Annotated in this window: 28 protein-coding genes; 20 read left to right on the top strand and 8 right to left on the bottom strand. The window is 45.1% G+C overall.

Translation table 11 applies throughout. The features are described from left to right. Position 1 precedes the first annotated feature (1 nt). Positions 2–340 carry an ISC system 2Fe-2S type ferredoxin gene (fdx, locus tag FD971_RS06945; RefSeq protein WP_215333533.1) on the top strand — a complete coding sequence of 113 codons (339 nt, stop codon included), beginning with the start codon at positions 2–4 and terminating at the stop codon, positions 338–340. Between the two features lie 102 nt (positions 341–442). Here fdx and FD971_RS06940 read toward each other — a convergent pair whose 3' ends face one another. The 3 genes from FD971_RS06940 to FD971_RS06930 all read right to left on the bottom strand — a co-directional run bounded on the left by FD971_RS06940 (position 443) and on the right by FD971_RS06930 (position 3,116). Then, positions 443–787 carry a Rap1a/Tai family immunity protein gene (locus tag FD971_RS06940; protein WP_215333532.1) on the bottom strand — a complete coding sequence of 115 codons (345 nt, stop codon included), beginning with the start codon at positions 785–787 and terminating at the stop codon, positions 443–445. A 51-nt stretch (positions 788–838) separates the two neighbouring features. Beyond that, positions 839–2,029 carry a DUF3300 domain-containing protein gene (locus FD971_RS06935; RefSeq protein WP_251368602.1) on the bottom strand — a complete coding sequence of 397 codons (1,191 nt, stop codon included), beginning with the start codon at positions 2,027–2,029 and terminating at the stop codon, positions 839–841. A 190-nt stretch (positions 2,030–2,219) separates the two neighbouring features. After that, entirely contained in the window at positions 2,220–3,116 is an 897-nt protein-coding gene (locus tag FD971_RS06930; RefSeq protein WP_215333531.1) for a LysR family transcriptional regulator, read from the bottom strand. Positions 3,117–3,198: 82 nt separating this feature from the next. Between FD971_RS06930 and FD971_RS06925 the strand changes: the two genes are divergently transcribed. Genes FD971_RS06925 through FD971_RS06895 form a run of 7 tightly spaced genes read left to right on the top strand, consistent with a single transcriptional unit; the run spans position 3,199 to position 8,610 of the window. Beyond that, on the top strand, positions 3,199–3,930 hold the full coding sequence (locus FD971_RS06925; protein WP_215333530.1) for a succinate dehydrogenase/fumarate reductase iron-sulfur subunit: 732 nt from the start codon (positions 3,199–3,201) through the stop codon (positions 3,928–3,930). Then, positions 3,927–4,277, top strand: coding sequence for a succinate dehydrogenase (locus FD971_RS06920; protein WP_215333529.1), 351 nt, complete (start codon positions 3,927–3,929; stop codon positions 4,275–4,277). Before FD971_RS06925 ends, FD971_RS06920 begins: the two co-directional genes overlap by 4 nt. After that, complete coding sequence (gene sdhC, locus FD971_RS06915; protein ID WP_215333528.1) at positions 4,274–4,633, top strand: succinate dehydrogenase, cytochrome b556 subunit; 360 nt, start codon at positions 4,274–4,276, stop codon at positions 4,631–4,633. The genes FD971_RS06920 and sdhC overlap by 4 nt, the downstream gene beginning before the upstream one ends. A gap of 11 nt (positions 4,634–4,644) precedes the next feature. Next, a complete protein-coding gene (locus FD971_RS06910; protein WP_215333527.1) occupies positions 4,645–5,520 on the top strand; it encodes a fumarate hydratase in 876 nt (291 codons plus the stop codon). A gap of 8 nt (positions 5,521–5,528) precedes the next feature. After that, positions 5,529–6,140, top strand: a complete 612-nt coding sequence (locus FD971_RS06905; RefSeq protein WP_215333526.1) for a fumarate hydratase C-terminal domain-containing protein — start codon at positions 5,529–5,531, stop codon at positions 6,138–6,140. A 2-nt stretch (positions 6,141–6,142) separates the two neighbouring features. Further along, on the top strand, positions 6,143–7,855 hold the full coding sequence (locus FD971_RS06900; RefSeq protein ID WP_371743074.1) for an L-aspartate oxidase: 1,713 nt from the start codon (positions 6,143–6,145) through the stop codon (positions 7,853–7,855). Positions 7,856–7,866: 11 nt separating this feature from the next. Beyond that, positions 7,867–8,610, top strand: coding sequence for a sulfite exporter TauE/SafE family protein (locus FD971_RS06895; RefSeq protein WP_215333524.1), 744 nt, complete (start codon positions 7,867–7,869; stop codon positions 8,608–8,610). Positions 8,611–8,677: 67 nt separating this feature from the next. Here FD971_RS06895 and FD971_RS06890 read toward each other — a convergent pair whose 3' ends face one another. After that, the gene (locus FD971_RS06890) at positions 8,678–9,664 is read right to left on the bottom strand and encodes a tripartite tricarboxylate transporter substrate binding protein (protein ID WP_215333523.1); all 987 of its coding nucleotides are present in this window, start codon (positions 9,662–9,664) and stop codon (positions 8,678–8,680) included. 302 nt (positions 9,665–9,966) lie between these two features. Between FD971_RS06890 and FD971_RS06885 the strand changes: the two genes are divergently transcribed. The 7 genes from FD971_RS06885 (at position 9,967) to FD971_RS06855 (ending at position 16,105) form a co-directional block, all read left to right on the top strand. After that, on the top strand, positions 9,967–10,977 hold the full coding sequence (locus tag FD971_RS06885; RefSeq protein WP_215333522.1) for an Ldh family oxidoreductase: 1,011 nt from the start codon (positions 9,967–9,969) through the stop codon (positions 10,975–10,977). 33 nt (positions 10,978–11,010) lie between these two features. Beyond that, entirely contained in the window at positions 11,011–11,292 is a 282-nt protein-coding gene (locus tag FD971_RS06880; protein WP_015421504.1) for an SAF domain-containing protein, read from the top strand. 42 nt (positions 11,293–11,334) lie between these two features. Further along, positions 11,335–12,507: a UxaA family hydrolase gene (locus FD971_RS06875; protein ID WP_215333521.1), complete on the top strand. Its 1,173-nt coding sequence runs from the start codon at positions 11,335–11,337 to the stop codon at positions 12,505–12,507. Between the two features lie 9 nt (positions 12,508–12,516). After that, entirely contained in the window at positions 12,517–13,236 is a 720-nt protein-coding gene (locus tag FD971_RS06870; RefSeq protein ID WP_215333520.1) for a GntR family transcriptional regulator, read from the top strand. Positions 13,237–13,240: 4 nt separating this feature from the next. Then, positions 13,241–14,233 (top strand): YeiH family protein, encoded by a 993-nt coding sequence (locus tag FD971_RS06865; protein WP_215333519.1) that lies wholly within the window; start codon positions 13,241–13,243, stop codon positions 14,231–14,233. 86 nt (positions 14,234–14,319) lie between these two features. Continuing rightward, positions 14,320–15,579 carry a sulfite dehydrogenase gene (gene soxC / locus FD971_RS06860; RefSeq protein WP_215333518.1) on the top strand — a complete coding sequence of 420 codons (1,260 nt, stop codon included), beginning with the start codon at positions 14,320–14,322 and terminating at the stop codon, positions 15,577–15,579. Beyond that, on the top strand, positions 15,569–16,105 hold the full coding sequence (locus FD971_RS06855) for a c-type cytochrome (protein WP_215333517.1): 537 nt from the start codon (positions 15,569–15,571) through the stop codon (positions 16,103–16,105). The genes soxC and FD971_RS06855 overlap by 11 nt, the downstream gene beginning before the upstream one ends. 19 nt (positions 16,106–16,124) lie before the next feature. Here the strand turns inward: FD971_RS06855 and FD971_RS06850 are convergent, their stop codons facing one another. After that, complete coding sequence (locus tag FD971_RS06850) at positions 16,125–16,289, bottom strand: hypothetical protein (RefSeq protein ID WP_215335363.1); 165 nt, start codon at positions 16,287–16,289, stop codon at positions 16,125–16,127. A gap of 107 nt (positions 16,290–16,396) precedes the next feature. Then, entirely contained in the window at positions 16,397–17,173 is a 777-nt protein-coding gene (locus tag FD971_RS06845) for a ferredoxin--NADP reductase (protein ID WP_215333516.1), read from the bottom strand. Positions 17,174–17,322: 149 nt separating this feature from the next. On the opposite strand from FD971_RS06845, the gene FD971_RS06840 reads away from it, so the two are divergent. The 5 genes from FD971_RS06840 (at position 17,323) to FD971_RS06820 (ending at position 20,384) form a co-directional block, all read left to right on the top strand. Further along, the gene (locus FD971_RS06840; RefSeq protein WP_215333515.1) at positions 17,323–17,595 is read left to right on the top strand and encodes a hypothetical protein; all 273 of its coding nucleotides are present in this window, start codon (positions 17,323–17,325) and stop codon (positions 17,593–17,595) included. A 40-nt stretch (positions 17,596–17,635) separates the two neighbouring features. Beyond that, entirely contained in the window at positions 17,636–18,121 is a 486-nt protein-coding gene (locus FD971_RS06835; RefSeq protein WP_215333514.1) for an isoprenylcysteine carboxylmethyltransferase family protein, read from the top strand. A 28-nt stretch (positions 18,122–18,149) separates the two neighbouring features. After that, a complete protein-coding gene (locus FD971_RS06830; protein WP_215333513.1) occupies positions 18,150–18,602 on the top strand; it encodes an OsmC family protein in 453 nt (150 codons plus the stop codon). 155 nt (positions 18,603–18,757) lie between these two features. Continuing rightward, positions 18,758–19,738: a tripartite tricarboxylate transporter substrate binding protein gene (locus FD971_RS06825; RefSeq protein ID WP_215333512.1), complete on the top strand. Its 981-nt coding sequence runs from the start codon at positions 18,758–18,760 to the stop codon at positions 19,736–19,738. A 13-nt stretch (positions 19,739–19,751) separates the two neighbouring features. Beyond that, positions 19,752–20,384, top strand: a complete 633-nt coding sequence (locus FD971_RS06820; protein ID WP_215333511.1) for a 2-hydroxychromene-2-carboxylate isomerase — start codon at positions 19,752–19,754, stop codon at positions 20,382–20,384. 47 nt (positions 20,385–20,431) lie between these two features. Here FD971_RS06820 and lysS read toward each other — a convergent pair whose 3' ends face one another. Together lysS and prfB are read right to left on the bottom strand one after the other, a co-directional pair. After that, the gene (lysS, locus tag FD971_RS06815) at positions 20,432–21,988 is read right to left on the bottom strand and encodes a lysine--tRNA ligase (RefSeq protein ID WP_215333510.1); all 1,557 of its coding nucleotides are present in this window, start codon (positions 21,986–21,988) and stop codon (positions 20,432–20,434) included. 35 nt (positions 21,989–22,023) lie between these two features. Continuing rightward, positions 22,024–23,128, bottom strand: a protein-coding gene (gene prfB / locus FD971_RS06810; RefSeq protein WP_215333509.1) for a peptide chain release factor 2 whose coding sequence is annotated in 2 segments (ribosomal slippage) — positions 22,024–23,046 and positions 23,048–23,128 — 1,104 coding nt in all. Because the reading frame shifts where the segments join, the coding sequence is not laid out codon by codon here. Between the last annotated feature and the right edge of the window lie 4 nt (positions 23,129–23,132).

The raw sequence follows: 23,132 nt of genomic DNA, 5'->3' as shown, positions 1-23,132 counted from the left end.
GATGACACAGATTGTTGTTTTACCCCATAGTGAATACTGCCCAGAGGGCGCAGTAGTTGAAGTGACCCCAGGCACCTCTATTTGCGAGGCACTACTAGAAAATAATATTCCGATTGAACATGCATGCGATATGGTCTGCGCTTGCACAACCTGCCACGTGATTGTGAAAGAGGGTTATCAGAGCCTCAATGCTCCTGATGAGAATGAAGAAGACTTATTAGATCGTGCTTGGGGTCTAAACCCTCAGTCCCGTTTGTCTTGCCAGGCTATCGTTGCCCGTGAAGATCTCGTGATTGAGATACCAAAATACTCCATTAATCATGCAAAAGAAAATCACTGATTGATTTAAGCTGCTTCTAAAATCTGAAGAAGTAAAAAAGCCACCTCACAGGGTGGCTTTTTTATTACCCAATCACAAGATCGGGTAATTTAAGAAAACCAATTACTTTGCGCAGGGAAATACGCCTTCTAAAAATTTCAACATAGTTTCTGCTGCTGGCTTTTTACCGCTTGCTGGATTTGCATTAACCCAGGCAATGAATTCATCAACCACTTGCAGGCGAGATGGCGCAGGTTGCTTAATGCAAATCTTGCTTGGAGCAGTTTTAGAATTGCGTGTTGCAAGATAGGTGTCATAAACGGCTTGACCGTAGATTTGGCAAGTCATATTGGTGTTTCCTTCGCCTTTGCAGTATTGCAATAGCTCATCCGTAGTTGTTGCATTTGCTGCTTGCATGGTCGTAGCCATTCCGAGGGCTAAGGTAGCGGCAATAAAAAATTTCTTCATATTCATTCCTTTAATCAAATTTGTTTATATCTATTTAATGGGTATGGGCAATTAACGGCGACCGCGGAAACCACCACCGCCTCCAAAGCCACCATGACTGCCGCCAAAGTGATCACCGCCGCCATCAAAGCGAGCATTGCGTGTATCACCAAAGCCACCGCCACCACCAAATCGATCGCCACCACTGGACCGATCTCCGACATTACGATCGCCACTTGCTCTGTCAGCACTCGCGCGATTACCGGCGCGGTCATCACCTGCATTGCCAGCCCGGTCTCCGGAGCGGTTGCCACCCTGATCGCCGCGCTGCAGGTTTTGGCGTAGTTGATCTCGTTCAGCATTTCGGCTCGCATCTCCAGCGCCACCACCAAGGTTCGCGTTGCGGCGTTGTTGATCTGGCTTCCAGTCGCTGGACCCACCGTTGCGATTACCGTTCCACTTGTTATTAGTGTTCTTGTTGAAGTTGTTGAAGTTATTGTTATTGACAGTTAATGAACCGCCGCCATAACCACCTCCCCAGTGACAGCCACCCCACAGTGCGGCACCAACAGCCATGCCAACACCAAATGAGAGTAGTGCTGTGCCTGCTACATATCCAGGTGGATAGTATGCGTATGGGGGATATGCTGGGTATGCCCAAGGTCCGTAAACAACTGTAGGGTTGTAGCTTGGAACGTAGACAACCTGTGGATTTGCAGGCTCAATGATGATGGTCTGACTGCTACCACTGCCTTGAGTGCTCACTGTCTGCTGAGAGTTTGACTCTAATGTGCCGGCCTTTTTCGCCTTGGCGCGCAATACTTGAATAGCATTCATGGCATCAGATTGCTGAGCCAATACTGCATTACCTAATTGCTGGGTCCAACTTAGCTGAGAGCCCATCATTTCGAGCACCGGTGGAAATGACACTAAAGATTTAACGCTGGCATCCCAATTTTGCTGCTGCAATGCTTTATTCAGAGCATCACCTTTTAGGTTGGCATTGGATTTAATCCAATTGGAGGCTTCAGCCACCTCTAAAGGATAGGTCGATGCCATGAGCACTTGAGAAACGAGCGCATCTGGGTAGAGGGCGATCGGTGCTACCAAGGCTTCTAGTTGTGCTTGAGTCAGCTTTGCCGCCTGCTGTTGGCTAGAGCTCTGGGCGTATGCCACAGGAGCTGCCGCAGGAATGATGAGTGCAGCCATAAGTAGGCTTGCTATTAAACGAGATGGAATACCCATCTTCTTTGTCGCCAACATTGGCACCCCTTTATCTAGGTTAAGTATGCTTTGATTCTACAGAATGCTACATATCCAAGGATATGCACCAAATTAAAGCATATCGCACTTAAAGTAGGCAAACCGATCAATGGGCATCAAGCTTGAGGAATACTATGAAGTTGTTGTTCATTCTTTAGTAGTACCTCCATAGAATTTCTTTCAAACCACCCTACGGGGTGGTTTTTTCTTTTGTATTGTGCTCAAGGAAATATTTTTTTATCTCTTGAGTAATGTTTTGGCGAGAGTGTTTACGCCTTTCTAGTAGGCCCACTTTTCGATAAATTGTTTTTCCAGGTAGCTCAGATATTCTTAATTGTCGGTCGCTATCCCACGCAATATTCGCTAGCTTAGGAACGATGGAGTACCCAAGTCCTTGTCTTACTAATTCAATAATCGCTTCAACTGAATTGAGCTCCATACCCTCTTGAATATGTAATTTATTGGCTCGAATCGTTTGATCTACTAGGTGGCCTGTCCAGGTATTTCTCTCGAAGCGCATAAATGGGAGTTCACTAGCAAGGTCCTTTGGGGTGGAACCTTTTTTGTGATTACGGGCGGGAGAAATTAAAACCATTGGCTCTGTATATAACTCCGTCCATTGAATATGTTGAGGTAGTGCGTAGGGCGATTCAGTCACAATCGCTGCATCTAGACTTCCTTCAATCACTTGCTCTAAAAAATCACTCGAAAGACCTGCAATGAGTTTGATTTCTAGTTCTGGGAAATTCTGCTTAAGCTCATTTAGTGTATTTCCAAATGCACCCATTAAAGTTGAAACGAGTGCGCCCAAAACAATGGTTCCACTTAGCTCGGATTTGAAACCAGATCCAAGGGCTTCATAGCGCGCTATGATTTCTTGGATCGGTTCAACCAAGGATCGACCATGGTGGTTTAAAGTCATCGAGCGCTTGGTTCGATCAAAAAGCTCAACGCCAATATCCGCTTCCAGTAGTTGCAACTGTTGTCCGGCAGCAGCAGCTGTAAGGCCTATTTCACGTGCAGCAGCAGCAACGCTTTTATGCCTTGAAATGGCTAGAAAATTCTTCAGTACTCGTATGCTGGACATGGGATTAAATATAAAGTAATTTTTTATCTCGAAGAAAATTATATTCGATTTATTTTTTACTATCTATAGATATAATCAATCCATGTTTAATCAAGATCTCAAAGTAAAAGTCTGGCGCGGCGCTCAAGAAGGTGAGTTTATTGAGTATTTGGTGCCCCGTAACCCAAACCAAACGGTATTAGATGTGGTTACCTATATTCAACGCAAATTAGACCCGACTCTAAGCTATCGTTTTGCTTGTCGAGTCGGTATGTGTGGATCTTGTGCGATGACGGTAAATGGAGTTGCTCGATGGACATGCCGAACTCACGTTTCCCAGATTGTTGAGGGAGATTCCCTGGAAATTGCGCCTTTAAACAATCTCCCAGTCATTAAAGATCTCGCTACGGATATGCGGGAGTTTTTTAATAAGTGGAAGGGTGCAGTTGGGTTTTTTAAAGGCGATAAAACTCGTCACGATGATTTTGCCAAAGTAGAACCAGAGTCAGCAGAACGTCAATTAGCAAATGCCGGTATTGAGTGTATTGGTTGTGGAGTTTGCTATTCCTCTTGTGAGGTTGTTGAAATGCGTCCTAACTATCTTGGCCCTGCTGCACTGAATCGTGCCTGGACATTAACAAACGATGTACGTGATGTTCAGCAATTGGATCGCTTGCGAGCTGTTGCTGGGGATGAGGGTTGTCATGCATGTCACACACAGGGCTCCTGTACTGAGAGATGCCCGAAAAAGCTTGAGCCCACTGCCAGTATTGCTGGGTTGAAAAAATTAGTGGCAAGGGCTGCGGTACGTGGCAGCAAGTGGGGCAAGCTATGAGTCAAGCAGTTTTACAGGCCAAGCTTTGGTATGCCCAAAGAATTAGTGCGATGGTTTTAGGTCTTTGTGTAAGCATCCACCTCATCATTATTTTCTATGCAATACGCGGTGGCTTAAGCGCTGAAGAGATTCTGGGTCGCACCCAAGGCAATATTGCGTTCGCTATTTTTTATGAGATTTTTGTTTTAGCTTGCTTTGTGCATGCGCCCATTGGCTTGGCCAACATCCTAGAAGAAACATTTTGCAAAGGATTTATCTCTAAAGCATCATCTTGGATTCTGGCGGCCCTCATTATTGTCCTGGGGACCACTGCAGTAATTGGTGTCTTTACTGGAGGCGCGCTATGAGATCTAGACCAAAACTTGATCTACGTGCAAAGACCCATCTCTCTTACTTTGCTTACACATGCCATCGTTTTTCTGGCTTATTGTTGGCCTGCTTTATCCCCTTACATTTTTTAATGCTGTCCCAGTCCTTACGTGGTGCCAGTGGTTTTGAGCGATATCTAGGCTTAACTGACTTTTGGGTATTTAAATTTGGCGAGTGGGCGCTCGTTATTTTGTTAGCGATTCATTTGGTTGGTGGAATTCGACTCATCATGATTGAGTTTGGTCCATGGCGCGGGCTGCGTAAGGCCTGGACTCAGGTAGCCATTTTGTTTGGCATTGCTTGTGGTCTTCTATTTTTGTATTTAGCAAATTGATTGGGTAATGTATGCAGTTGCAAATGAAAGCAGTTGAAGAGGCCTGTAAAGAACTCTACATCCGCGCATTAAAAGTTCTTCCGGATGATGTGAAGGCTGGCATTGAACGTTTAAATCAGGGCGAGTCGGATGCCCGTGCTCAGGTTGTTTTAAAAACGATGATCACCAATATCTCCGTGGCTGAGCGCGAGGACAATCTACTTTGCCAAGACACCGGTTTGCCAATTTATAAGGTCAAGATTGGCCGCAATGTTCAGCTTGATGGAATGGCGTTAAAAGCAGCTATTCGAAAAGGCTGCGAGCGTGCAACCACCGAATATCCATTGCGCTCCTCAGTCGTTCATCCAATCACTAGAAAAAATAATCACACATCCTGTGGGATTGATATGCCCGCAATTAGCATTGATTTTTGTGATGATGACGAGATGCTTGAGATTGAGATGGTTCCAAAGGGTAGTGGCTCAGAAAATAATTCATTTTTGAAGATGGCTATTCCTGCTGATGGAATTAATGGTGTTAAAGCCTTTGTTATTGAGAGCGTTGTTTCTGCGGGAGGCAAGACTTGTCCGCCAACGATCGTTGGTGTTGGTATCGGCGGTACCTCTGAGCAATGTGTTGCGATGGCTAAGCGTGCCGCTACAAGAGCATTGGGTAGCGCATGCCCTGACGAAGAGGGTGCAAAGTTAGAGCAAGAATTAACTGCTGCCGTGAATAAATTAGGCATTGGCCCTCAAGGTTTGGGTGGCGATGGAACGGCATTTGCTGTGCATGTGGAGCTTGCTCACACACATATCACCTTAAATCCAGTAGCCGTCAATATGCAGTGTCATTCCGCGCGTAGAGCGCGAGCAACTTTTACGCCTGATGGCGTGACTTACGGATTCTAGGGATAAAGATGGCTCACTACAACCTTCCAACTCCTGTTAGCGAAGCAGATATTCGTAAGCTCCGTGTAAATGACACAGTGACTCTGCAAAATACCTTGTTTGGCATTCGGGATGCTACGCAGATTCACATGTTTGATAAGGGCAGAAAAACTCGCTTTGATCTCAATGGGCATGCGGTAATTCATACCGCGCCAAATGTGCGCAAGGTGCCCGTCAGTGAAGAATTTCCAGCGGGATACCAGCCTATCTGTATTGGTACAACCACATCGGATCGTATGGAGCGCTTTACCCGTCCACTGATGACTGAAAATGGTGTGCGCATGATTGTCGGCAAGGGCGGTATGCGCGAAGGATCTGCATCAGCCTTTCAGGAAATTGGTGGCGTATATCTTGCAATTATTGGCGGCACAGCGGCGCTTGAGACGACTTGGATTGAGCAGATTGAAGATGTAGATATGGATGATCTCAATCCAGAGTCTCTTTGGCGTTTCAAAATTAAAGACTTTGGTCCTTTGCTTGTAGCCATGGATAGTTATGGTTGCAGTATTTATCAAGAGGTAAAAGGCGAAGTTGCTCGAAATAAAGAGGCGGTATTAAAGAGTTTAGGAATTGCCTCATGAATATGACTACTCTTGAAACGGATATCCTGATTCTGGGTTCTGGTGGCGCAGGACTGTTCGCGGCTTTGCATGCTCATCAAACTAATCCAGATCTTCACATCACTATTGCGGTGAAGGGTTTGCTAGGTAAGTGCGGTTGCACCCGAATGGTTCAGGGTGGTTATAACGTGGCATTGGCCGAAGGTGATTCTGTTGAGCGTCACTTCATGGATACGATCGAAGGCGGCAAATGGTTATCGGATCAAGAGCTGGCATGGACCTTAGTTAATAAAGCAGTTGAACGTATTCATGAACTTGAGAATGAGCTTGGCTGTTTTTTTGATCGCAATCCAGATGGAACAGTGCATCAAAAAGCCTTTGCTGGACAAACTTTTGATCGCACTGTTCATAAGGGCGACTTAACGGGTATTGAAATTATTAGCCGGCTGGCTGAGCAAGTGTGGGCTCGAGGAATTCATCGCCTTGAGGAGCATAGGGCGGTTGAGTTAATTCACAGTGCAGATGGAAAGTCGCTCGCTGGCGTATTAATGCTAGATATGCAAACTGGGCAATTCACCCTGGTGCGTGCCAAGGCAGTCTTATTGGCTACAGGTGGTGGACCCACAATGTACAAGTATCACACCCCTTCTGGCGATAAGAGTTGTGATGGCTTGGCGATGGCACTTCGTGCTGGCCTAACTTTGCGCGATATGGAGATGGTGCAGTTTCATCCAACCGGCTTGTTAGCAGGACCCGGCACTAGGATGACTGGAACTGTTCTAGAGGAAGGATTGCGTGGCGCGGGTGGATATTTGCTCAACGGCAATCATGAGCGCTTTATGGGTAACTATGATCCCCGTAATGAACGCGCGACACGCGATATTGTTTCGCGATCTATTAATTCGGAAATTAGGGCGGGTAGAGCCACTCCCAATGGAGGAGTTTTCATTCAGATGAGCCACCTTGGTCCTGATAATGTCCGTAAACAATTTAAAGGCATGGTAGAGAGATGCGCTGATAGTGGCTTTGATCTGGCAGGGGATTTAGTAGAGGTTGTTCCAACCGCACATTACATGATGGGCGGGTTAATTTTCAAGGCGGACTGCAGCACAGAGTTGCCAGGCTTATTTGCAGCAGGTGAGGATACCGGGGGAGTACACGGTGCAAATCGCCTTGGTGGGAATGGGGTGGCTAACTCAACTGTATTTGGTGGCATTGCAGGTGAAGAAATGGCAAATTGGGTTGTCTCTCAAAGTCTTCAAGAGTGCAATATGGAGGAGGTCTGCTCAAGCATCAAAGCACATGAAGCTCCGTTAGAAAGGCCAGCAGGGGACATTGAATCCATTCGCGATGCTCTGGCGGAGTGTATGTGGGATGACGTAGGTATTTCAAGAACCAAAGAAAGCTTGCTCCGTGCTCGCACAAAGCTTGATCAGCTTGGTCAACAGTTGCATCAAATTGGTGTAGGCGATATCCAAAGGGAATACAGCATTACATGGCAGGACTGGATGAATTTGAACAATTTGATCTTGGTAAGTAAGTCGGTAACCGAGGCTGCGCTCTCTAGAGAAAATTCTCGAGGAGCTCACTATCGCGATGATTTTCCAGAGCCCGGCTCTCTGGAGGAGTCGTACTTCACGGCAGTTCAACTTCGTAAAGATGGTTTGGATATCAAAAACAGGCCAGTTCAATTTACGATGATTAAGCCTGGTGAGACTATCTTGGTTGAGGCCTAATTATTTTTGAGTTGATTGAGCCAGCTTCATTTGCGCTAGCGACTTTGATCGTTCTTTGCGCATTTTTTATCTTTGGGGTTTCAGGATTTGGCTCGTCAATAGTTTCAGTACCTCTATTAGTGCAGATGTATCCGCTTAAGGTTGTGGTGCCGATGATGGTCATCATTGATATCTGCGCTTCACTTTATGTCGGCAGAAAGTCATCGAGCGATGCCAATATTCAAGAATTGAAATGGCTATTTCCCTTTAGCTTAATTGGCATGGTGCTGGGTATCTTTTTGTTGGTGAAAGCCCCCAGTGAGCCTTTGTTACTAATTCTTGGAATTTTTGCAGCCATTAATGGCATACGCGTGCTAGTTCAGAGGAATGTTGAATCTCGAGATCCAATTAATAAATGGTGGGCAGTCCCGTTTGGATTTTTTGGTGGTGCGTTTACAGCTCTTTTTGCCACAGGTGGGCCGGTATATGTTTCTTACCTTGGCTTGAGAATTAACAACCCAAAAGTACTTAGGGCGACAATGGCATTCGCTATTTTTATGCTGACCTTTTTAAGACTTACTTTAATGCTAGTCACCGGACTCATACTTAGTTGGGAGGTGATTGGTCTTGCGATTTGCTTAATACCGGTTGCTTTCCTGGGGATATGGACCGGCTCCCATGTTCATACCAAGCTCAGTAACGCTTCGATGCGCATAGCTTATGGATCTATTTTGGTCTTTGCCGGTTCAATGTTACTTATAAGACAAATTACGTAAGCTCTCCCAGATTAAGAAGCAATAAAGCGAGGACGAGTCCTCGCTTTTTTCTTGCGACTGACAGTTATTACTGCGCAGTAATATTTCGACCCTTAATCACTCTCTCCCATGAGGCTGACTCGGATTTAATTTGAGCATCAAAGTCTTTCTGAGTGTTAACTACAGCTGTTAAACCATTAAGGTCTAAACTCTTTTTCATAGCTTCAGAACCAACCGCTTTAACGGTAGCCTCATAAATCTTGTCGGTAATTACTTTTGGAGTATTTGCCGGCGCCACTAAACCAAACCAGCCAGTACTTTCAAATCCAGGAATTCCAGCTTCTGCAACTGTTGGAATATCAGGAAGTTGTTTAACGCGTTTAGCGCTGGTTACTGCTAACGGCTTGATCTGACCATTCTTTGCAAAGCCGGTCGCAGCGGTAAGGTTACCCACCATAAAATCAATTTGACCTGACACTAGATCATTGATGGCGGCTGATTCACCTTTATACGGTACGTGGGTAGCAGGAATATTTGCTGAATAATTCAGATTTTCGGCAGCCATATGAACTTGACTACCAATGCCTGCAGAACCAAAGTTAAGGTCTTTAGTTTTTGCATAGGCAATAAATTCACCAAAATTTTTAACAGGCAACTTTGTGCTTACAGACAATAGCATTGGGCCGCTTGCAACATTGGTGATGTAAACAAAGTCCTTCGCATAGTTGACGGGCAATTTTTTGTATAGGTTGGGGTTGACTGTGAGCATGCTTCCAGAAGCCAGCATGATGGTATAGCCGTCAGCAGGAGCTTGCGCTACGAACTCCGCAGCAATGTTGCCACCAGCGCCACCTTTATTTTCAACAATAACGTTTTGCCCTAGGTCTTTTGTAAGTTGCTGCGCTAAAAGTCTGCCAAGGATGTCGGTAGTTCCTCCAGCTGCAAATGGGATTACTAATTTAATGGGCTTGGTAGGCCAGGCTTGCGCAATTGCTAGTTGGGGTAGGGCGAGAGAGAGTGCGCCAGCCAACAAAATAAATCGTCTACTTAATTGGAAATTATTAATTCTAAACATCGGTGACCTCCAGTGGAAATTTGATCTTTGTATCTTAGTTACTTAGTTATCAAAAAAATACACTCAATTGCTATTTAATAGTTATAAGCTTATTCATCACTACTGTCTCTTCCACTCATTATGTTGCGCTACCTTGTATTCGTTGCGACGCACAATGAATTGATTCTTGCAAGATATCTAAATCATCTATATGATTCAGATATGTGTTCTATTTTGATCCCTAATAACCGCCTTAGTCAAGCCTCTAAAACCCTGTGTTTTGGCAGGCTGATTCTAGAGTCTCTTGATGGCGGAGGGCGCATATGAACCTCACCTATTTAGAAATGCTTTCCTTGGCTGATTCAGGTCTGAGGGCCGCTGGCATAAATGCCAAGGCGGCATATGAAACGGCTCAATTTTTGGCTTTAGCCGAATTAGACGGCCTTGCATCACATGGATTAGCTAGAGTGGCTCAATATGCTGGACATGCTAAAAATGGCCGGATTGAACTAGCTCCCAAGCTAAAGGTTAGGCCATTTAAGTCATCAGCCGCTTTAGTTGATGCCCGCGATGGCTTGGCTTTTCCAGCACTTCGGTTTGCTACAGACCTATCAGTAAATTTAGCCTCAAGAAATGGCCTCGGTTTAGTGGCAGTCACCAATAGCCATCATTTTGGCGTTGCGGGCCATTATGTTGAGGCTGCAGCAAGGGCGGGTTACATCTCTTTATTGTTTGGAAACACTCCAGCGGCAATGCCAATGGTTGGTGGCGCAAAGGCCATTTTTGGAACCAATCCTTTGGCTGCAGCATTTCCTATTGCCGATGCCGATCCCCTAGTAATTGATATGTCGCTTTCAGCGGTTGCTCGTGGAAAACTATTGGTTGCAGCAAAAAATGGTCAACCGATTCCCGAAGGGTGGGCGTTGACCGCTGACGGTAAGCCAACCACTGATCCGCAGGAGGGCCTCAAAGGATTGATGGTTCCTTTGGGGGGTGATAAAGGAGCTTTGCTTGCTTTGATTGTTGAGTTGCTAGTAGTTGGGCTCTCGGGCAGTAGATTTTCCTATGAGGCAGATTCCTTTTTTGACCCGAAGGGCAATCGCCCACGTATTGGTCAGCTGATATTAACTATTGACCCTGGTTTGCCAGGCCCCACTATTTTTGCAAGTCGCATTCAAGACTTCTTGCAGGTATTGAGTTCTGATATTGGAACCCGTCTTCCAGGCCAGCGTCGTTTTCAACAGCGCGCTACAGGGTTTAAAGGTGGCGTAACAGTTTCCGATGTTGTTGTAGAAGAAATTCAGACTGGTATTCGCCAGTCATGGACTAAGTAGTTTTTTATAAACGAGATTATTGAGGAGATAGTAATGATCCACTTTGTCGTGCATGAGCCAGCTGATGGCGTAGGTGTAGTAGTAGTTGAGGGCGTAAAAGCCGGAACTGATTTGATTGGTTGGGTTATGGATGGTGATCTCACCTTAAACATCAAGTCTGAAAGTGATATTCCTATTGGTCACAAAATTTCATTGAACGATTTCAAGCCAGGTGACACGGTAATGAAATATGGCGTGGATATTGGCAAGGTAGTAGCTCCAATCAAAAAAGGCGAGCACCTTCACGTCCAAAACGTAAAAACTAAGCGCTGGTAATCCGACACCTTATTTACCCATTCATTGAGAGAGATAGAAAAAATGACTAATTTGAAAGACGCGACCTTTTTAGGTTATCGCCGTGAAAACGGCCGCATGGGCATTCGTAATCATGTATTGATTTTGCCTTTAGATGACTTATCTAATGCAGCCTGTGAAGCGGTAGCCAACAACATCAAAGGAACGATGGCGATTCCTCACTCCTATGGCCGTTTGCAGTTCGGTGCCGACTTGGATTTACATTTCCGCACTTTGATTGGAACAGGTTGCAACCCAAACGTAGCTGCTGTAGTGGTAATTGGTATTGAGCCACAGTGGACAAAGATTGTGGTTGATGGCATTAAGGCATCAGGTAAGCCAGTAGAGGGTTTCTGGATTGAAGGTAATGGCGATACAGCAACAATTGCTTCAGCTAGTAAAGCTGCCTACAGCATGATGAAACATGCATCCAAACAAAAGCGAGTTTCTGCTCCTCTATCAGAGTTGTGGGTTTCTACAAAATGCGGTGAGTCTGATACGACTTCTGGTTGCGGTGCAAACCCAACTGTCGGTGATGCATTCGATAAGCTCTATGAAATTGGCTCTACTTTAGTATTTGGTGAGACTACTGAACTAACCGGTGGCGAGCATTTGGTTGAAGCACGTTGCCGCACTCCTGAAGTTAAGAAAAAGTTCCGTGAGATGTTTGATCGTTACCAAGATGTAATTGAGCGTCATAAGACGAGCGATTTGTCTGATTCTCAACCAACAAAAGGCAATATTGCAGGCGGCTTAACAACCATCGAAGAAAAAGCCTTGGGCAATATCCAAAAAATTGGTAAGAAATGTATCGTGGATAGCGTACTGGATAAGGGTGAAGAGCCAACCATTCCTGGTTTGCATTTTATGGACTCATCCTCAGCTGCCGCTGAAATGGTGACTCTGTGTGCAGCAGCCGGTTTTGCAGCACACTTCTTCCCAACAGGGCAAGGTAACGTTATTGGTAATGCAATTCTTCCGGTAATTAAGATTTGCGCCAATCCAAAGACTGTTCGTACTATGGGTGAGCACATTGACGTTGATGTATCTGGATTGTTGCGTCGCGAAGAGAATATGGATGAAGCAGGAAATAAATTGTTAGATTGCTTGAAGCGTACTGCTGATGGTGAGTTGACTGCTTCTGAGATTCTCGGTCATCGTGAATTCGTATTAACTCGTTTATACGAATCAGCATAAGACTGTAGTATGAGAAACCTGACCGCTTATCAAGAAGTTAAGCAAAAGATCACGGAGGATCTGGTCAGGGGTCGCTATCCTATGGGGCAGGCATTGCCAGCCGAAAAGGATTTATCGAAAGAGTTAGATGTATCTATAGGTACCCTGCGCAAAGCGGTGGACGAGTTGGTCGCCGAAGGCATTGTCGTCCGGCGCCAAGGCAGGGGCACCTATGTTGTTGAGCATGATCTCAAGAGGCTTTTATATTATTTTTTCCATGTCGTTAAACACGATGCTGAAAAAAAGGTTTACCCCAAAGTAGAACTGGTTTCCTTGAATAGCGCTGCCGCCACCAAAGAAGAGGCGAGCAAATTGCAAATTAAAGAGGGATCCCCAGTTTGGAGAATTACTAATCGCCTTTCATTGGAAGGGCAGTGCGTCATGATCGATCAGATCACGCTGGATAAAAAGAGATTTAAAAATTTAACTCGCGCAGACTTTATAGAGCGTAAAGGCAGCATTTATCAGATGTACCAAATGGAGTATGGTCAAACAGTGGTCCGGAGCAGTGAGCGTTTACGGGCGGGACTTGCTGGCAAACAGCATGCCGATTGGCTAGGGTTAAGCCCGGACTCTCCGGTATTGGTTATTCGCAGAGTCGCCTTAGGAATTCAAGATGAGCCACTGGAGTGGCGCGTCTCTACCCTGAACACTAATCAACATGAGTATTTCAGTGAGCTAGTGGCATAGGTTTATGTTGACTACTATTCGGAAAAATATTCCAGGGATTTTAGTCTGCCTGGTAATTGCGATGTCGACTAGCTTTCTTTCTGAGAATTATGGCGGCCCTCAGTTGTTGTATGCGCTGCTAATTGGTTTATCACTCCATTTTTTATATCTCAATGAAACGGTAAAACCAGGAATAGATTTCTGTGCAAAAACAATACTACGTTTAGGCGTTGCTTTCTTAGGCATTCGGATTACCTTTGTTGATATAGGCGCTATTGGATTGAACACCGGGTTAATGGTGATGTTTGCTGTTGCTGCCACTGTTTGCCTTGGTTTTTTTCTAGCCAAGCTATTAAAGCTATCGCCAGACTTCGGTTTAATCGCAGGTGGCTCTGTTGGTATTTGCGGGGCTTCTGCTGCTTTAGCGGTAGCCTCTGTTTTGCCAAAGACAAAAGAGAATGAACGATTTACTTTACTAGTCGTGGTTGGCGTAACGGTCCTCTCAACTATTGCAATGGTCGTATATCCCTTTGCCTTGCAGCTTCTAAATATCACCGCTTTGCCTGCGGGTATCTTTCTAGGCGCCACCATTCATGATGTTGCGCAGGTGGTTGCTGCTGGTATGTTATTTGGTCCTGAGGCAGGCGACGTAGCAACTGTCGTTAAGTTATTCCGGGTTGCACTTTTATTGCCAGTGGTTTTATTTATTTCTATTTTCTTTGGCGCTGATAAATCAGCTCAGCGCTTAGGATGGGGAAGCTTACGCTTAATCCCTACATTCTTATTGGGATTTGTGGCTCTCTCTGTAGTTGCATCCATGCAGATTTTGCCAAGCTCCGTAACCCATTCTATCGGTGGCATTTCTCGTTGGATGCTCGTCATTGCTATTGGTGCAGCGGGACTTAAAACAAACTTTCAAGAATTAGCCAAGCTAGGCTGGCAGCCAGTAGTGATGTTGCTAGTGGAAACCCTATTCATAGCTTCAATAGGAATTATTTTTATCCTGAATCTGTCTTAACGAGGTTGCTAATAATTATTTTAGCGGTATGCTCTTAAAAAATGCGTTCTTACCAGGTGCGTATATTTTAAAAAGGTGAACTACCTATGTCGGACAAAAGTAAGATTTCTAGTCGCCGTAAATTTCTGAAAAATTCTGCTGGCGTTGGCGCAGGTCTTGGCGCTGCACTAGTTTCTAGCGCCACTCTAGGTCAAACCTCGGCAAGTGAATTTTTAGAAGTGGACCCTTGGACTAAGGTTCAGGGCTCAACTTTCATTAATCCACCCTATGGCCTTCCTTCAAAATATGAGAAGAACGTAGTTCGAGTTTTGCCATCTCCTGCGCCAAAGTTTTTAACTGGATCACGCACACCGCTCCAAAATTTGCACGGGATCATTACCCCTAATGGACTCTTCTTTGAGAGACATCACGCCGGTGTACCGGATATCAATCCCGATCAGCATCGCTTAGTTATTCATGGCATGGTTGATAGACCTCTGATGTTGTCGATGGAAGATATTGTTCGTTTCCCATCAGAGTCTCGTGTTTATTTCTTGGAGTGCTCCGGGAATAGCGCAGCTGAGTTAAAGAAGGCGACCGGCAAAACCGCTCAAGAAATCCACGGATTACTTTCTTGCTGTGAATGGACTGGGGTTCGTCTATCAACTATTTTTCAAGAATGTGGAGTTCAGCCTGGCGCTACATGGGCCTTAGCTGAAGGTGCTGATGGTGCTGCGATGACCCGCAGTATTCCGATGAGCAAGATGATGGATGATGCTCTCTTGGTGTACGCCCAGAATGGCGAGATGTTGCGTGCGGAGCAGGGATATCCTCTTCGCCTTTTCTTGCCGGGATACGAGGGAAACATGAGTATTAAATGGCTAAGACGAATTAAATTAGGAGCTGAGCCTTGGCAAACACGTGAAGAAACATCCGCCTACACCGACTTACAGAATGATGGCAAGGCTCAGCAATTTACATTTGCAATGGATGTGAAGTCTGTAATAACCCAGCCATCAGGCATGATGAAACTCAAGTCCAAAGGATTCTATGAGGTTTCGGGTGTTGCTTGGTCTGGCAATGGAAAAATTAAAAAGGTTGAGGTGTCAACTGATGGTGGAAAGTCTTGGGGCGATGCCACCTTGCAAGAGCCGGTGATGGATAAGTCTTTGGTGCGTTTCCGCTATCCCTGGGTTTGGAACGGTGAGCCGACCGTATTCATGAGTCGTGCGATTGACTCTAGTGGTGATACTCAGCCAAGCATGGAGGCTTTACTAAAGGTAAAAAGTCCCAATAGCTTTTATCACAACAATGCAATTCAGCCATGGCGAGTTGCCGCTAATGGGGAGATTACAAATGGTCGTTAACTCTTTTGTGAAGCCCCTTTTAACTTTGCTAGTTTCTGGAGTGCTGGTAGCCTGCACTAGCGGGTACCAGTCGACTGGACCAGTTGGTTTTGGCAAGTCTGTGACTGAAAGTCAAATCAAAGCATGGAATATTGATATTGGACCCAGTGGAGCCGGATTGCCAGTTGGATCGGGTACAGCAGCGACAGGCGAAATTATTTACCAGCAAAAATGTTCATCGTGCCATGGTGATAAGGGGCAGGGCGGAATTGCCAATCGATTGGTTGGTGGGGGTAATCTAAATACAGATAAGCCAGTCAAGACAGTGGGCAGTTTTTGGCCTTACGCTACAACCATATTTGACTATGTGAAGCGGGCTATGCCGCATCAAGCACCGCAATCTCTAACTGATGATCAGGTATACGCCTTAACTGCTTACATCTTGTATATGAATAAGATTATTTCAAAGGATGAGGTAATGGATGCAAAATCATTGCCCTTGGTGAGGATGCCTAATCGGGATGGGTTTATTCCAATCATCAAGTAGCGATCCGCGTTGAGTTTCGTTAAGCGTAAGAGTCCTCAAACTCTTCCATCTTGATGGTAGTCATCAAGAATAGAATTCTGCGTTGAAAGCTTTTGCGCTCACTGATATTTTCAGGGGGCAGCTGATCATGTTGACGCAGAAGTTGGGTAATGATTGGGTTGTAGTGCTCACGTACGGGGGACATCTCGTTTCCTTGGTAAATTTCTCGTTAAAGAGAATTTACCAAGGGGTCTATATATCCACAAGAAATATATAGCGATAACTAAATTACTTTTAGCTATATAAGGTAGGTTACTTCTCTACGAATGCGCGTTCAAATACGTAGTCACCCAATTGACCCAGGCTGGGGGATACCTTGAATCCTTTGGCATCGAGCATCTCAGCAGTTTCTTTTAGCATAGATGGGCTACCGCAGATCATGGCGCGATCAACCGCTGGATCTAATGGAGGTAAGCCAATATCCTTAAAGAGTTGACCCGACTCAATCGCAGTTGTTAAGCGTCCAGTGTGTTTGAATGCCTCGCGCGTTACTGTTGGGTAGTAGATTAGCTTCTCGCGAATGATTTCGCCAATGTATTCGTCTTGCGTGAGCTCATTCTTGATGTAATCAGCATAGGCCAATTCACTGACTAAACGCACACCATGAATCAGAACAACTTTTTCAAACTTCTCGTAAGTATCTGGATCACGAATGATGCTCATGAACGGTGCCAATCCTGTGCCAGTACTAAATAGGTAAAGATGCTTACCTGGATTTAAGTCATCAATCACCAGGGTGCCAACCGATTTCTCGCTAACCAAAATAGGGTCGCCTACCTGAATCTTTTGCAGGCGGGAGGTGAGGGGGCCATCCTGAACCTTGATGCTCAAAAACTCTAAATGCTCCTCATAGTTAGGGCTGGCCACACTATAGGCGCGCACCAATGGCTTACCTTCAACCTCTAAGCCGATCATTAAAAAATGACCGCTACGAAAGCGCAGACCCTTATTTCTGGTGGTGGTAAAGCTAAATAGTGTGTCGTTCCAGTGATGAACAGTGAGTACGGTTTCGGTGTTGTAGGCTGCCATAAACGCTTAATAATGAGGTGTAAAACTTAATTATCCTCATTCTGAGGGCCGCGCTATAGATAAAAAAGTATTTAGCTTATAAAAAGGGATTCTTTTACTTATAGCTGTTAGCCCCTTATGATCCTTACATACCCAATTGAAAGAGTCATATGTCCAATAAGCCTGTAGCCCTAAAGCCACTGTTTTTAAGCGTAATCCAGATCTTTTTAGGGTTGGCCTTATTGAGTTTATCGACTCATCTTGCTCTGGAAAGCGCCCATTATCTGGATGCGCTGAATCAGAGCGGATTAAATCAATATCACGTCTTTGGCTTGCTAGTCTCTCTGAGCTTCATTTCAGGTGTATTTCTGATTGCCCAGCATGTGCTCAGTCAGGATCAAGATAGTATTGATGAGAACTTGAACAAGGCCTTGAATTATTAAACCAAGCTAGACTGTGGTCTTATCTTGATAAGGCCACAACATGCATGAATCAACCGCCAAATCCATCTTCGAGAGAGGCGCATGGTATGTGGTGATTCAGGGGATCCTGATTGGCCTCATCTTGTTTGGCCCCCGGGGATCTTATTTAGTGAACTCAGAGCCACTGACTACCACTCTTCAATCCTGCGGCATTGCTATTGGTTTACTAGCTTTTTTAATTATGGCGATTGCCGTAATCAATTTAGGTAAAAATCTCACCCCTTTACCTTGCCCTAAAGATGATGCCGAATTGATTCAGACTGGCCTATATCGACATGTTCGCCACCCAATTTATTTCGGAGTGCTCTTAGCAGCTTGCGCATGGTTACTCATATTCCCTGGGATATATGTTTTAGCGTACTCCATTAGCTTATTTGTACTATTTGACATTAAAGCAAAGCGGGAAGAGGTCTGGCTGGTAGAGCGTTTCCCAGCCTACAGGGATTATCAGAGCCGAGTCAAAAAATTAATTCCCGGCATCTATTAATATAGTGTTTTAAGTTATTGGAGTAATTATGAGTGGCGAACCTTCTGTAAGACTAGTGCAGCAAGCTGATTATCGATTTGCTATTTATTACAATGAAGAGCGCGATCCCATTTATGGTGATGAGCCGCCGCCTTTGGGTGGATCTCAAGGCGCCACGCCATCTCAGTTCTTGTTAGCAGGCGTTGCCAACTGTCTATCTGATTCTTTGCTGTTTGCATTAAGAAAGTTTAAGCAAAATCCAAATCCAATTGAAACCAAGGCAAGTTGCGAGATTGGAAGGAACGCTGAAAACCGCCTACGCATTCTGGCGATTCATGTCGAAATACGGATTGGCGTACCAGGTAACACTCTTGAAAATCTAGAGCGCGTATTAGCGCAGTTTCAGGATTTCTGTACCGTCTCTTCTAGTGTCAGTCTGGGTATTCCAGTCAATGTGACCGTAATTGATAGCGAGCATACAAAGCTATATCCGGCTAGTTAGACATGGGCTTAGATTTAGGAATCAAATTTTAAAAATACCCCTTAGCAGAATGAAACCATGCCTTATATGCAAATTGCTCTATTGGAATAATTATTTAATCGTTTGATTCAAACAAAATGCTGTTTAAAGTTACATCTTTAATTATCGGCATCCACATGAAAACCTTACACAATAAGACCCTAAAAAGCATCGCCTTTGCATTAAGTCTTCTTGCTGTCTCTAGCCCGCTTATTGCACAAGATTCTTGGCCAAATAAACCAATCAAAATCGTCGTTCCAGTACCTGCTGGTGCAAGCCTAGATACGCTTGCGCGCACCATTGGAAAAGGTCTTTCTGAAAAAGTAGGGCAAGCTGTTGTTGTGGAAAATATGGCTGGCGGTGGTAGCAATATCGCCTTTGGTTACGTTGCTAAAGCGGCGCCAGATGGCTATACATTACTTTTGGGCTGGGATAGCTTGGTGATCAATCCAGCTCTATACAGCAACCCCCCGTATAAGCTTGAGCAATTTTCACCCGTCACTATGGCTATTACTGCTCCCCAAGTTTTATTAGTGGGCCCAAAACTTCCCGTTAAAAATCTTCGCTCACTTATTGAGGTGGCAAGATTGAACCCTGGAAAAATTACGCTAGCAAATGCGGGTAGTGGTAGTCCAGGCCATTTGGCTGGTGCATTACTGGAGAGCATGGCCGATATTAAATTTACTAATGTGCCTTATAAGGGAGGTGCGCCTGGAGTTGCTGATTTATTGGCCGGACATGTGGACGCGATGTTTGTAACCTTGCCCGCTGCTTTGCAATACGTTCGATCTGGAAAACTCACTGCACTTGGAGTGAGTAATTCAAAAAGATCTACTGGCGCACCTAGCATCCCAACAATTGCTGAAGTAGGGTTGCCGGGTTACGATCTGAATTCTTGGCAGGGAATTTTAGCTCCTACAGGCACTCCCCAAGCTATTATTAACAGACTAAATAAAGAGATTGTTCAGACTTTAAAACAGCCGGCAGTAAAAGATCAATTGGTTTCGCAAGGATTTGAAATTGTTGCCAGCTCACCTGAATATCTTGCAAAGCAGCTAGCAATTCAAGCGCCTAAGTGGGCAAAATTGGTTAAGGATTCTGGAGCAAAAGTCGATTGAACAAGGGATGTTTATGAGCGCGAAAAAAATAGATTTTTACTTTAGCTTTATCTCCCTCTATACCTATATTGGCTATGAAGCATTTGAGGCGCTAGCAGAAAAATATGACCTTGACGTCACTTTTAAACCTATTGACCTTCATGCAATATTTTCAGCGAGTGGTGGCTTACCCGTTACTAAAAGACCGCCACAAAGACAGGCTTATCGATTTGTTGAGATGCAGCGATGGGCTAGTGCTCGCAACATTCCGCTGGTGCTCAAGCCAAAGCACCATCCATCTGACCCGGTCATTGGACATCGGATGTTGATTGCGGCTATGGCTAAAAATTTAGACGTTCGTAAATTTATTCGCAATTCTTTAAAAATTTTATGGGTAGATGATTTGGATATTAAGGATCCACAAGTGATGGTGGATGTTGCCAATAAATCAGGATTGGATGGGGCGCTACTCCTTCAGGAAGGCGCCAACCCAGAGATTGATATTGAGGTGAATCGATTGACCGCCGAAGCTGTTGATAGGCAGGTATTCGGTACGCCTTTCTTCTTTTACAGAGATGAGCCGTTTTGGGGCCAAGACCGTCTAGATTTACTAGAAGAGGCGATTAAGTCAAACCGAGACCCAATTCCTTTTGGGTTGGTCAAGTAACCGACATTTCCGGCCAGCAATTAGCGTTTGAATCGAGGGCAAAGGAGTTACTCTTCTTCGCGACGCAGATGTGGGAATAAGATCACGTCGCGAATATTTGGCGCATCAGTAAGTAGCATCACTAGACGATCAATGCCAATACCGCAACCGCCTGTTGGAGGCATGCCGTATTCCAGCGCACGAATGAAGTCATGGTCAAAGTACATTGCCTCTTCATCACCAGCTTCTTTTTGCTCTACCTGTTTGCGGAAACGGTTGGCCTGATCTTCTGCGTCATTTAGCTCGGAGAAGCCGTTAGCAATCTCGCGACCAGTAATAAATAATTCAAAACGCTCAGTAATGCCAGGGCGAGTATCAGATTCACGGGCAAGAGGGCTTACTTCGATTGGGTAATCGATGATGTAAGTTGGTTCCCACAGGTGTGACTCAGCTACTAATTCAAATAAAGCAAGTTGCAAGGCGCCAATACCCGCATTCTTCAGTGTTGGGGAATCTGGATTCTCGCCACCTTTTTTCAATTCAGCGCGAATGAATGCAGCATCTTCCAATTGAGCAGGCTCGTAACTCTTATTTGACTGACCGCAATACTTGAGAATCGCTTCAGTAATTGTGAGGCGCTGGAAGGGTTTACTCAGATCAAGTTCGCGACCTTGATGGTTCAGAACTGCAGTACCTTGCGCATCCATTGCGGCAGAGCGAATTAAGTTCTCCGTAAAATCCATCAACCAACGGTAATCCGTATAGGCTGCATAGAATTCCATCATCGTAAATTCTGGATTGTGACGCGGGCTAACACCTTCATTGCGGAAGTTGCGGTTAATTTCAAAGACACGCTCAAAGCCACCCACTACCAGACGCTTTAAGTACAGCTCTGGTGCAATACGCAAGAACATTTGCATGTCCAAAGCATTGTGGTGCGTGATAAACGGCTTAGCTGTGGCGCCACCAGGGATTGGGTGGAGCATGGGTGTTTCGACTTCCATGAAGTCGGCATCAAGCATATGGCGACGTAAAGATGCAATCGTGTTGCTACGTGCTCTAAAAGTATTGCGACTTTCTGGATTCACAATCAAATCAACATAGCGTTGACGATACTTGGTCTCTAAATCAGAGAGGCCATGGAATTTATCTGGAAGAGGGCGCAAAGATTTGCTGAGTAAACGCAGATTGCTACATTCAACGGAGAGCTCACCCTTATTTGTCTTAAATAAATTGCCTTCAGCAGAGATAAAGTCGCCCATATCCCAGTGCTTAAATGCGCCATGAGTATCGGCACCACTAATTTCATCATTGATATAAAACTGAATTTGACCGCTGCGATCTTGAATAGTCGCAAAACTAGCCTTACCCATTACGCGCTTGAGCACCATACGGCCGGCAACTTTAACGTGTACCTTCTTGGCAGCTAGCTCTTCTTTAGTGAGGCTGTCGTAGTGAGTATGTAGATCTGCGGCTAAGTGGGTGGGTACGAAGTCATTTGGAAACGCTACTCCGCCTTCACGCAGCTTGGCTAATTTCTCGCGACGCTCGGCAATGATGTGATTTTCATCAACAGCTTCAGTGGCTGCCGCTTGATTGGGATTGGAGTTCACTTGATCGTTCATATGCAATATTAATAACTGAAATAGGGGGGAATGAATCAAACGCCTTGCTTTAGGCTAGCTTCAATAAAGGCATCAAGATCACCATCCAATACTTTTTGTGTATTGGAGATCTCAACGTTAGTGCGTAAGTCTTTAATGCGGCTTTGGTCGAGTACGTAGGAGCGGATTTGATGACCCCAGCCCACATCGGTTTTGCTCGCTTCAAGTTTGTCTTGTTCAGCGCGACGCTTTTGCATCTCATGCTCATACAAGCGAGATTTAAGCATCGTCATGGCTTCAGCTCTATTGCGGTGCTGACTTCGATCGTTCTGACACTGCACCACGATGCCGGTTGGAAGGTGGGTTAAGCGAACGGCAGAGTCGGTCTTATTAATATGCTGACCACCTGCACCAGAGGCGCGATAGGTGTCGGTACGAATGTCTGCTGGATTGACGTCAATCTCAATTGAGTCATCAATCTCTGGATATACATAAATACTGGCAAAAGAAGTGTGTCGACCATTGGATGAGTCAAATGGTGACTTACGCACTAAGCGGTGCACGCCAGTCTCTGAGCGAAGGTGCCCATAAGCATACTCACCATCTACCTTGATAGTGGCGCTCTTAATGCCGGCAACGTCGCCATCCGATTCTTCTAAGATCTCTGTTTTGTAGCCTTTGCGCTCGCAATACTTGAGATATTGACGATAGAGCATGCTAGCCCAGTCACAAGCTTCTGTTCCACCAGCGCCCGCTTGAATATCAATAAAGCAATTACAAGAATCCATCTCGTTATGGAACATGCGACGGAACTCAAGATCATGAATGATCTTGCTATAGCTCTCAACGTCTTGCTCGATAGCGCCAATCGTTTCAAAATCACTTTCTTCTTTGGCCATGTCAAATAGTTCCATGGCGCCAGTGATATTGCTATTTAAATCGGTGAGGGTAGCAACTACACCATCGAGTAATTTCTTTTCTTTGCCGAGGGCTTGTGCTTTCTTTTGATCATCCCAAATGGTGGGATCTTCAAGAATAGAGTTAACTTCAGTAAGGCGGCGTGACTTTACTTCGAAGTCAAAGATACCCCCGAAGTGCTTGCTCACGGGTGAGCAGATCGGACAGGGTATTTGAAATAATATTAAGTTGTTCGGCTTCCATCCCC

The organism is Polynucleobacter sp. AP-Ainpum-60-G11, assembly GCF_018688375.1.
Taxonomy (GTDB): domain Bacteria; phylum Pseudomonadota; class Gammaproteobacteria; order Burkholderiales; family Burkholderiaceae; genus Polynucleobacter.
This window is presented reverse-complemented; position numbering and strand designations above follow the sequence as displayed.

Excerpts from the sequence above, each read along its gene's own strand:
- fdx (WP_215333533.1), top strand. The coding sequence starts at position 2 with ATGACACAGATTGTTGTTTTACCCCATAGTGAATACTGCCCAGAGGGC.
- FD971_RS06940 (WP_215333532.1), bottom strand. The coding sequence starts at position 787 with ATGAAGAAATTTTTTATTGCCGCTACCTTAGCCCTCGGAATGGCTACG.
- FD971_RS06935 (WP_251368602.1), bottom strand. The coding sequence starts at position 2,029 with ATGTTGGCGACAAAGAAGATGGGTATTCCATCTCGTTTAATAGCAAGC.
- FD971_RS06930 (WP_215333531.1), bottom strand. The coding sequence starts at position 3,116 with ATGTCCAGCATACGAGTACTGAAGAATTTTCTAGCCATTTCAAGGCAT.
- FD971_RS06925 (WP_215333530.1), top strand. The coding sequence starts at position 3,199 with ATGTTTAATCAAGATCTCAAAGTAAAAGTCTGGCGCGGCGCTCAAGAA.
- FD971_RS06920 (WP_215333529.1), top strand. The coding sequence starts at position 3,927 with ATGAGTCAAGCAGTTTTACAGGCCAAGCTTTGGTATGCCCAAAGAATT.
- sdhC (WP_215333528.1), top strand. The coding sequence starts at position 4,274 with ATGAGATCTAGACCAAAACTTGATCTACGTGCAAAGACCCATCTCTCT.
- FD971_RS06910 (WP_215333527.1), top strand. The coding sequence starts at position 4,645 with ATGCAGTTGCAAATGAAAGCAGTTGAAGAGGCCTGTAAAGAACTCTAC.
- FD971_RS06905 (WP_215333526.1), top strand. The coding sequence starts at position 5,529 with ATGGCTCACTACAACCTTCCAACTCCTGTTAGCGAAGCAGATATTCGT.
- FD971_RS06900 (WP_371743074.1), top strand. The coding sequence starts at position 6,143 with ATGACTACTCTTGAAACGGATATCCTGATTCTGGGTTCTGGTGGCGCA.
- FD971_RS06890 (WP_215333523.1), bottom strand. The coding sequence starts at position 9,664 with ATGTTTAGAATTAATAATTTCCAATTAAGTAGACGATTTATTTTGTTG.
- FD971_RS06885 (WP_215333522.1), top strand. The coding sequence starts at position 9,967 with ATGAACCTCACCTATTTAGAAATGCTTTCCTTGGCTGATTCAGGTCTG.
- FD971_RS06880 (WP_015421504.1), top strand. The coding sequence starts at position 11,011 with ATGATCCACTTTGTCGTGCATGAGCCAGCTGATGGCGTAGGTGTAGTA.
- FD971_RS06875 (WP_215333521.1), top strand. The coding sequence starts at position 11,335 with ATGACTAATTTGAAAGACGCGACCTTTTTAGGTTATCGCCGTGAAAAC.
- FD971_RS06870 (WP_215333520.1), top strand. The coding sequence starts at position 12,517 with ATGAGAAACCTGACCGCTTATCAAGAAGTTAAGCAAAAGATCACGGAG.
- FD971_RS06865 (WP_215333519.1), top strand. The coding sequence starts at position 13,241 with ATGTTGACTACTATTCGGAAAAATATTCCAGGGATTTTAGTCTGCCTG.
- soxC (WP_215333518.1), top strand. The coding sequence starts at position 14,320 with ATGTCGGACAAAAGTAAGATTTCTAGTCGCCGTAAATTTCTGAAAAAT.
- FD971_RS06855 (WP_215333517.1), top strand. The coding sequence starts at position 15,569 with ATGGTCGTTAACTCTTTTGTGAAGCCCCTTTTAACTTTGCTAGTTTCT.
- FD971_RS06850 (WP_215335363.1), bottom strand. The coding sequence starts at position 16,289 with ATGTCCCCCGTACGTGAGCACTACAACCCAATCATTACCCAACTTCTG.
- FD971_RS06845 (WP_215333516.1), bottom strand. The coding sequence starts at position 17,173 with ATGGCAGCCTACAACACCGAAACCGTACTCACTGTTCATCACTGGAAC.
- FD971_RS06840 (WP_215333515.1), top strand. The coding sequence starts at position 17,323 with ATGTCCAATAAGCCTGTAGCCCTAAAGCCACTGTTTTTAAGCGTAATC.
- FD971_RS06835 (WP_215333514.1), top strand. The coding sequence starts at position 17,636 with ATGCATGAATCAACCGCCAAATCCATCTTCGAGAGAGGCGCATGGTAT.
- FD971_RS06830 (WP_215333513.1), top strand. The coding sequence starts at position 18,150 with ATGAGTGGCGAACCTTCTGTAAGACTAGTGCAGCAAGCTGATTATCGA.
- FD971_RS06825 (WP_215333512.1), top strand. The coding sequence starts at position 18,758 with ATGAAAACCTTACACAATAAGACCCTAAAAAGCATCGCCTTTGCATTA.
- FD971_RS06820 (WP_215333511.1), top strand. The coding sequence starts at position 19,752 with ATGAGCGCGAAAAAAATAGATTTTTACTTTAGCTTTATCTCCCTCTAT.
- lysS (WP_215333510.1), bottom strand. The coding sequence starts at position 21,988 with ATGAACGATCAAGTGAACTCCAATCCCAATCAAGCGGCAGCCACTGAA.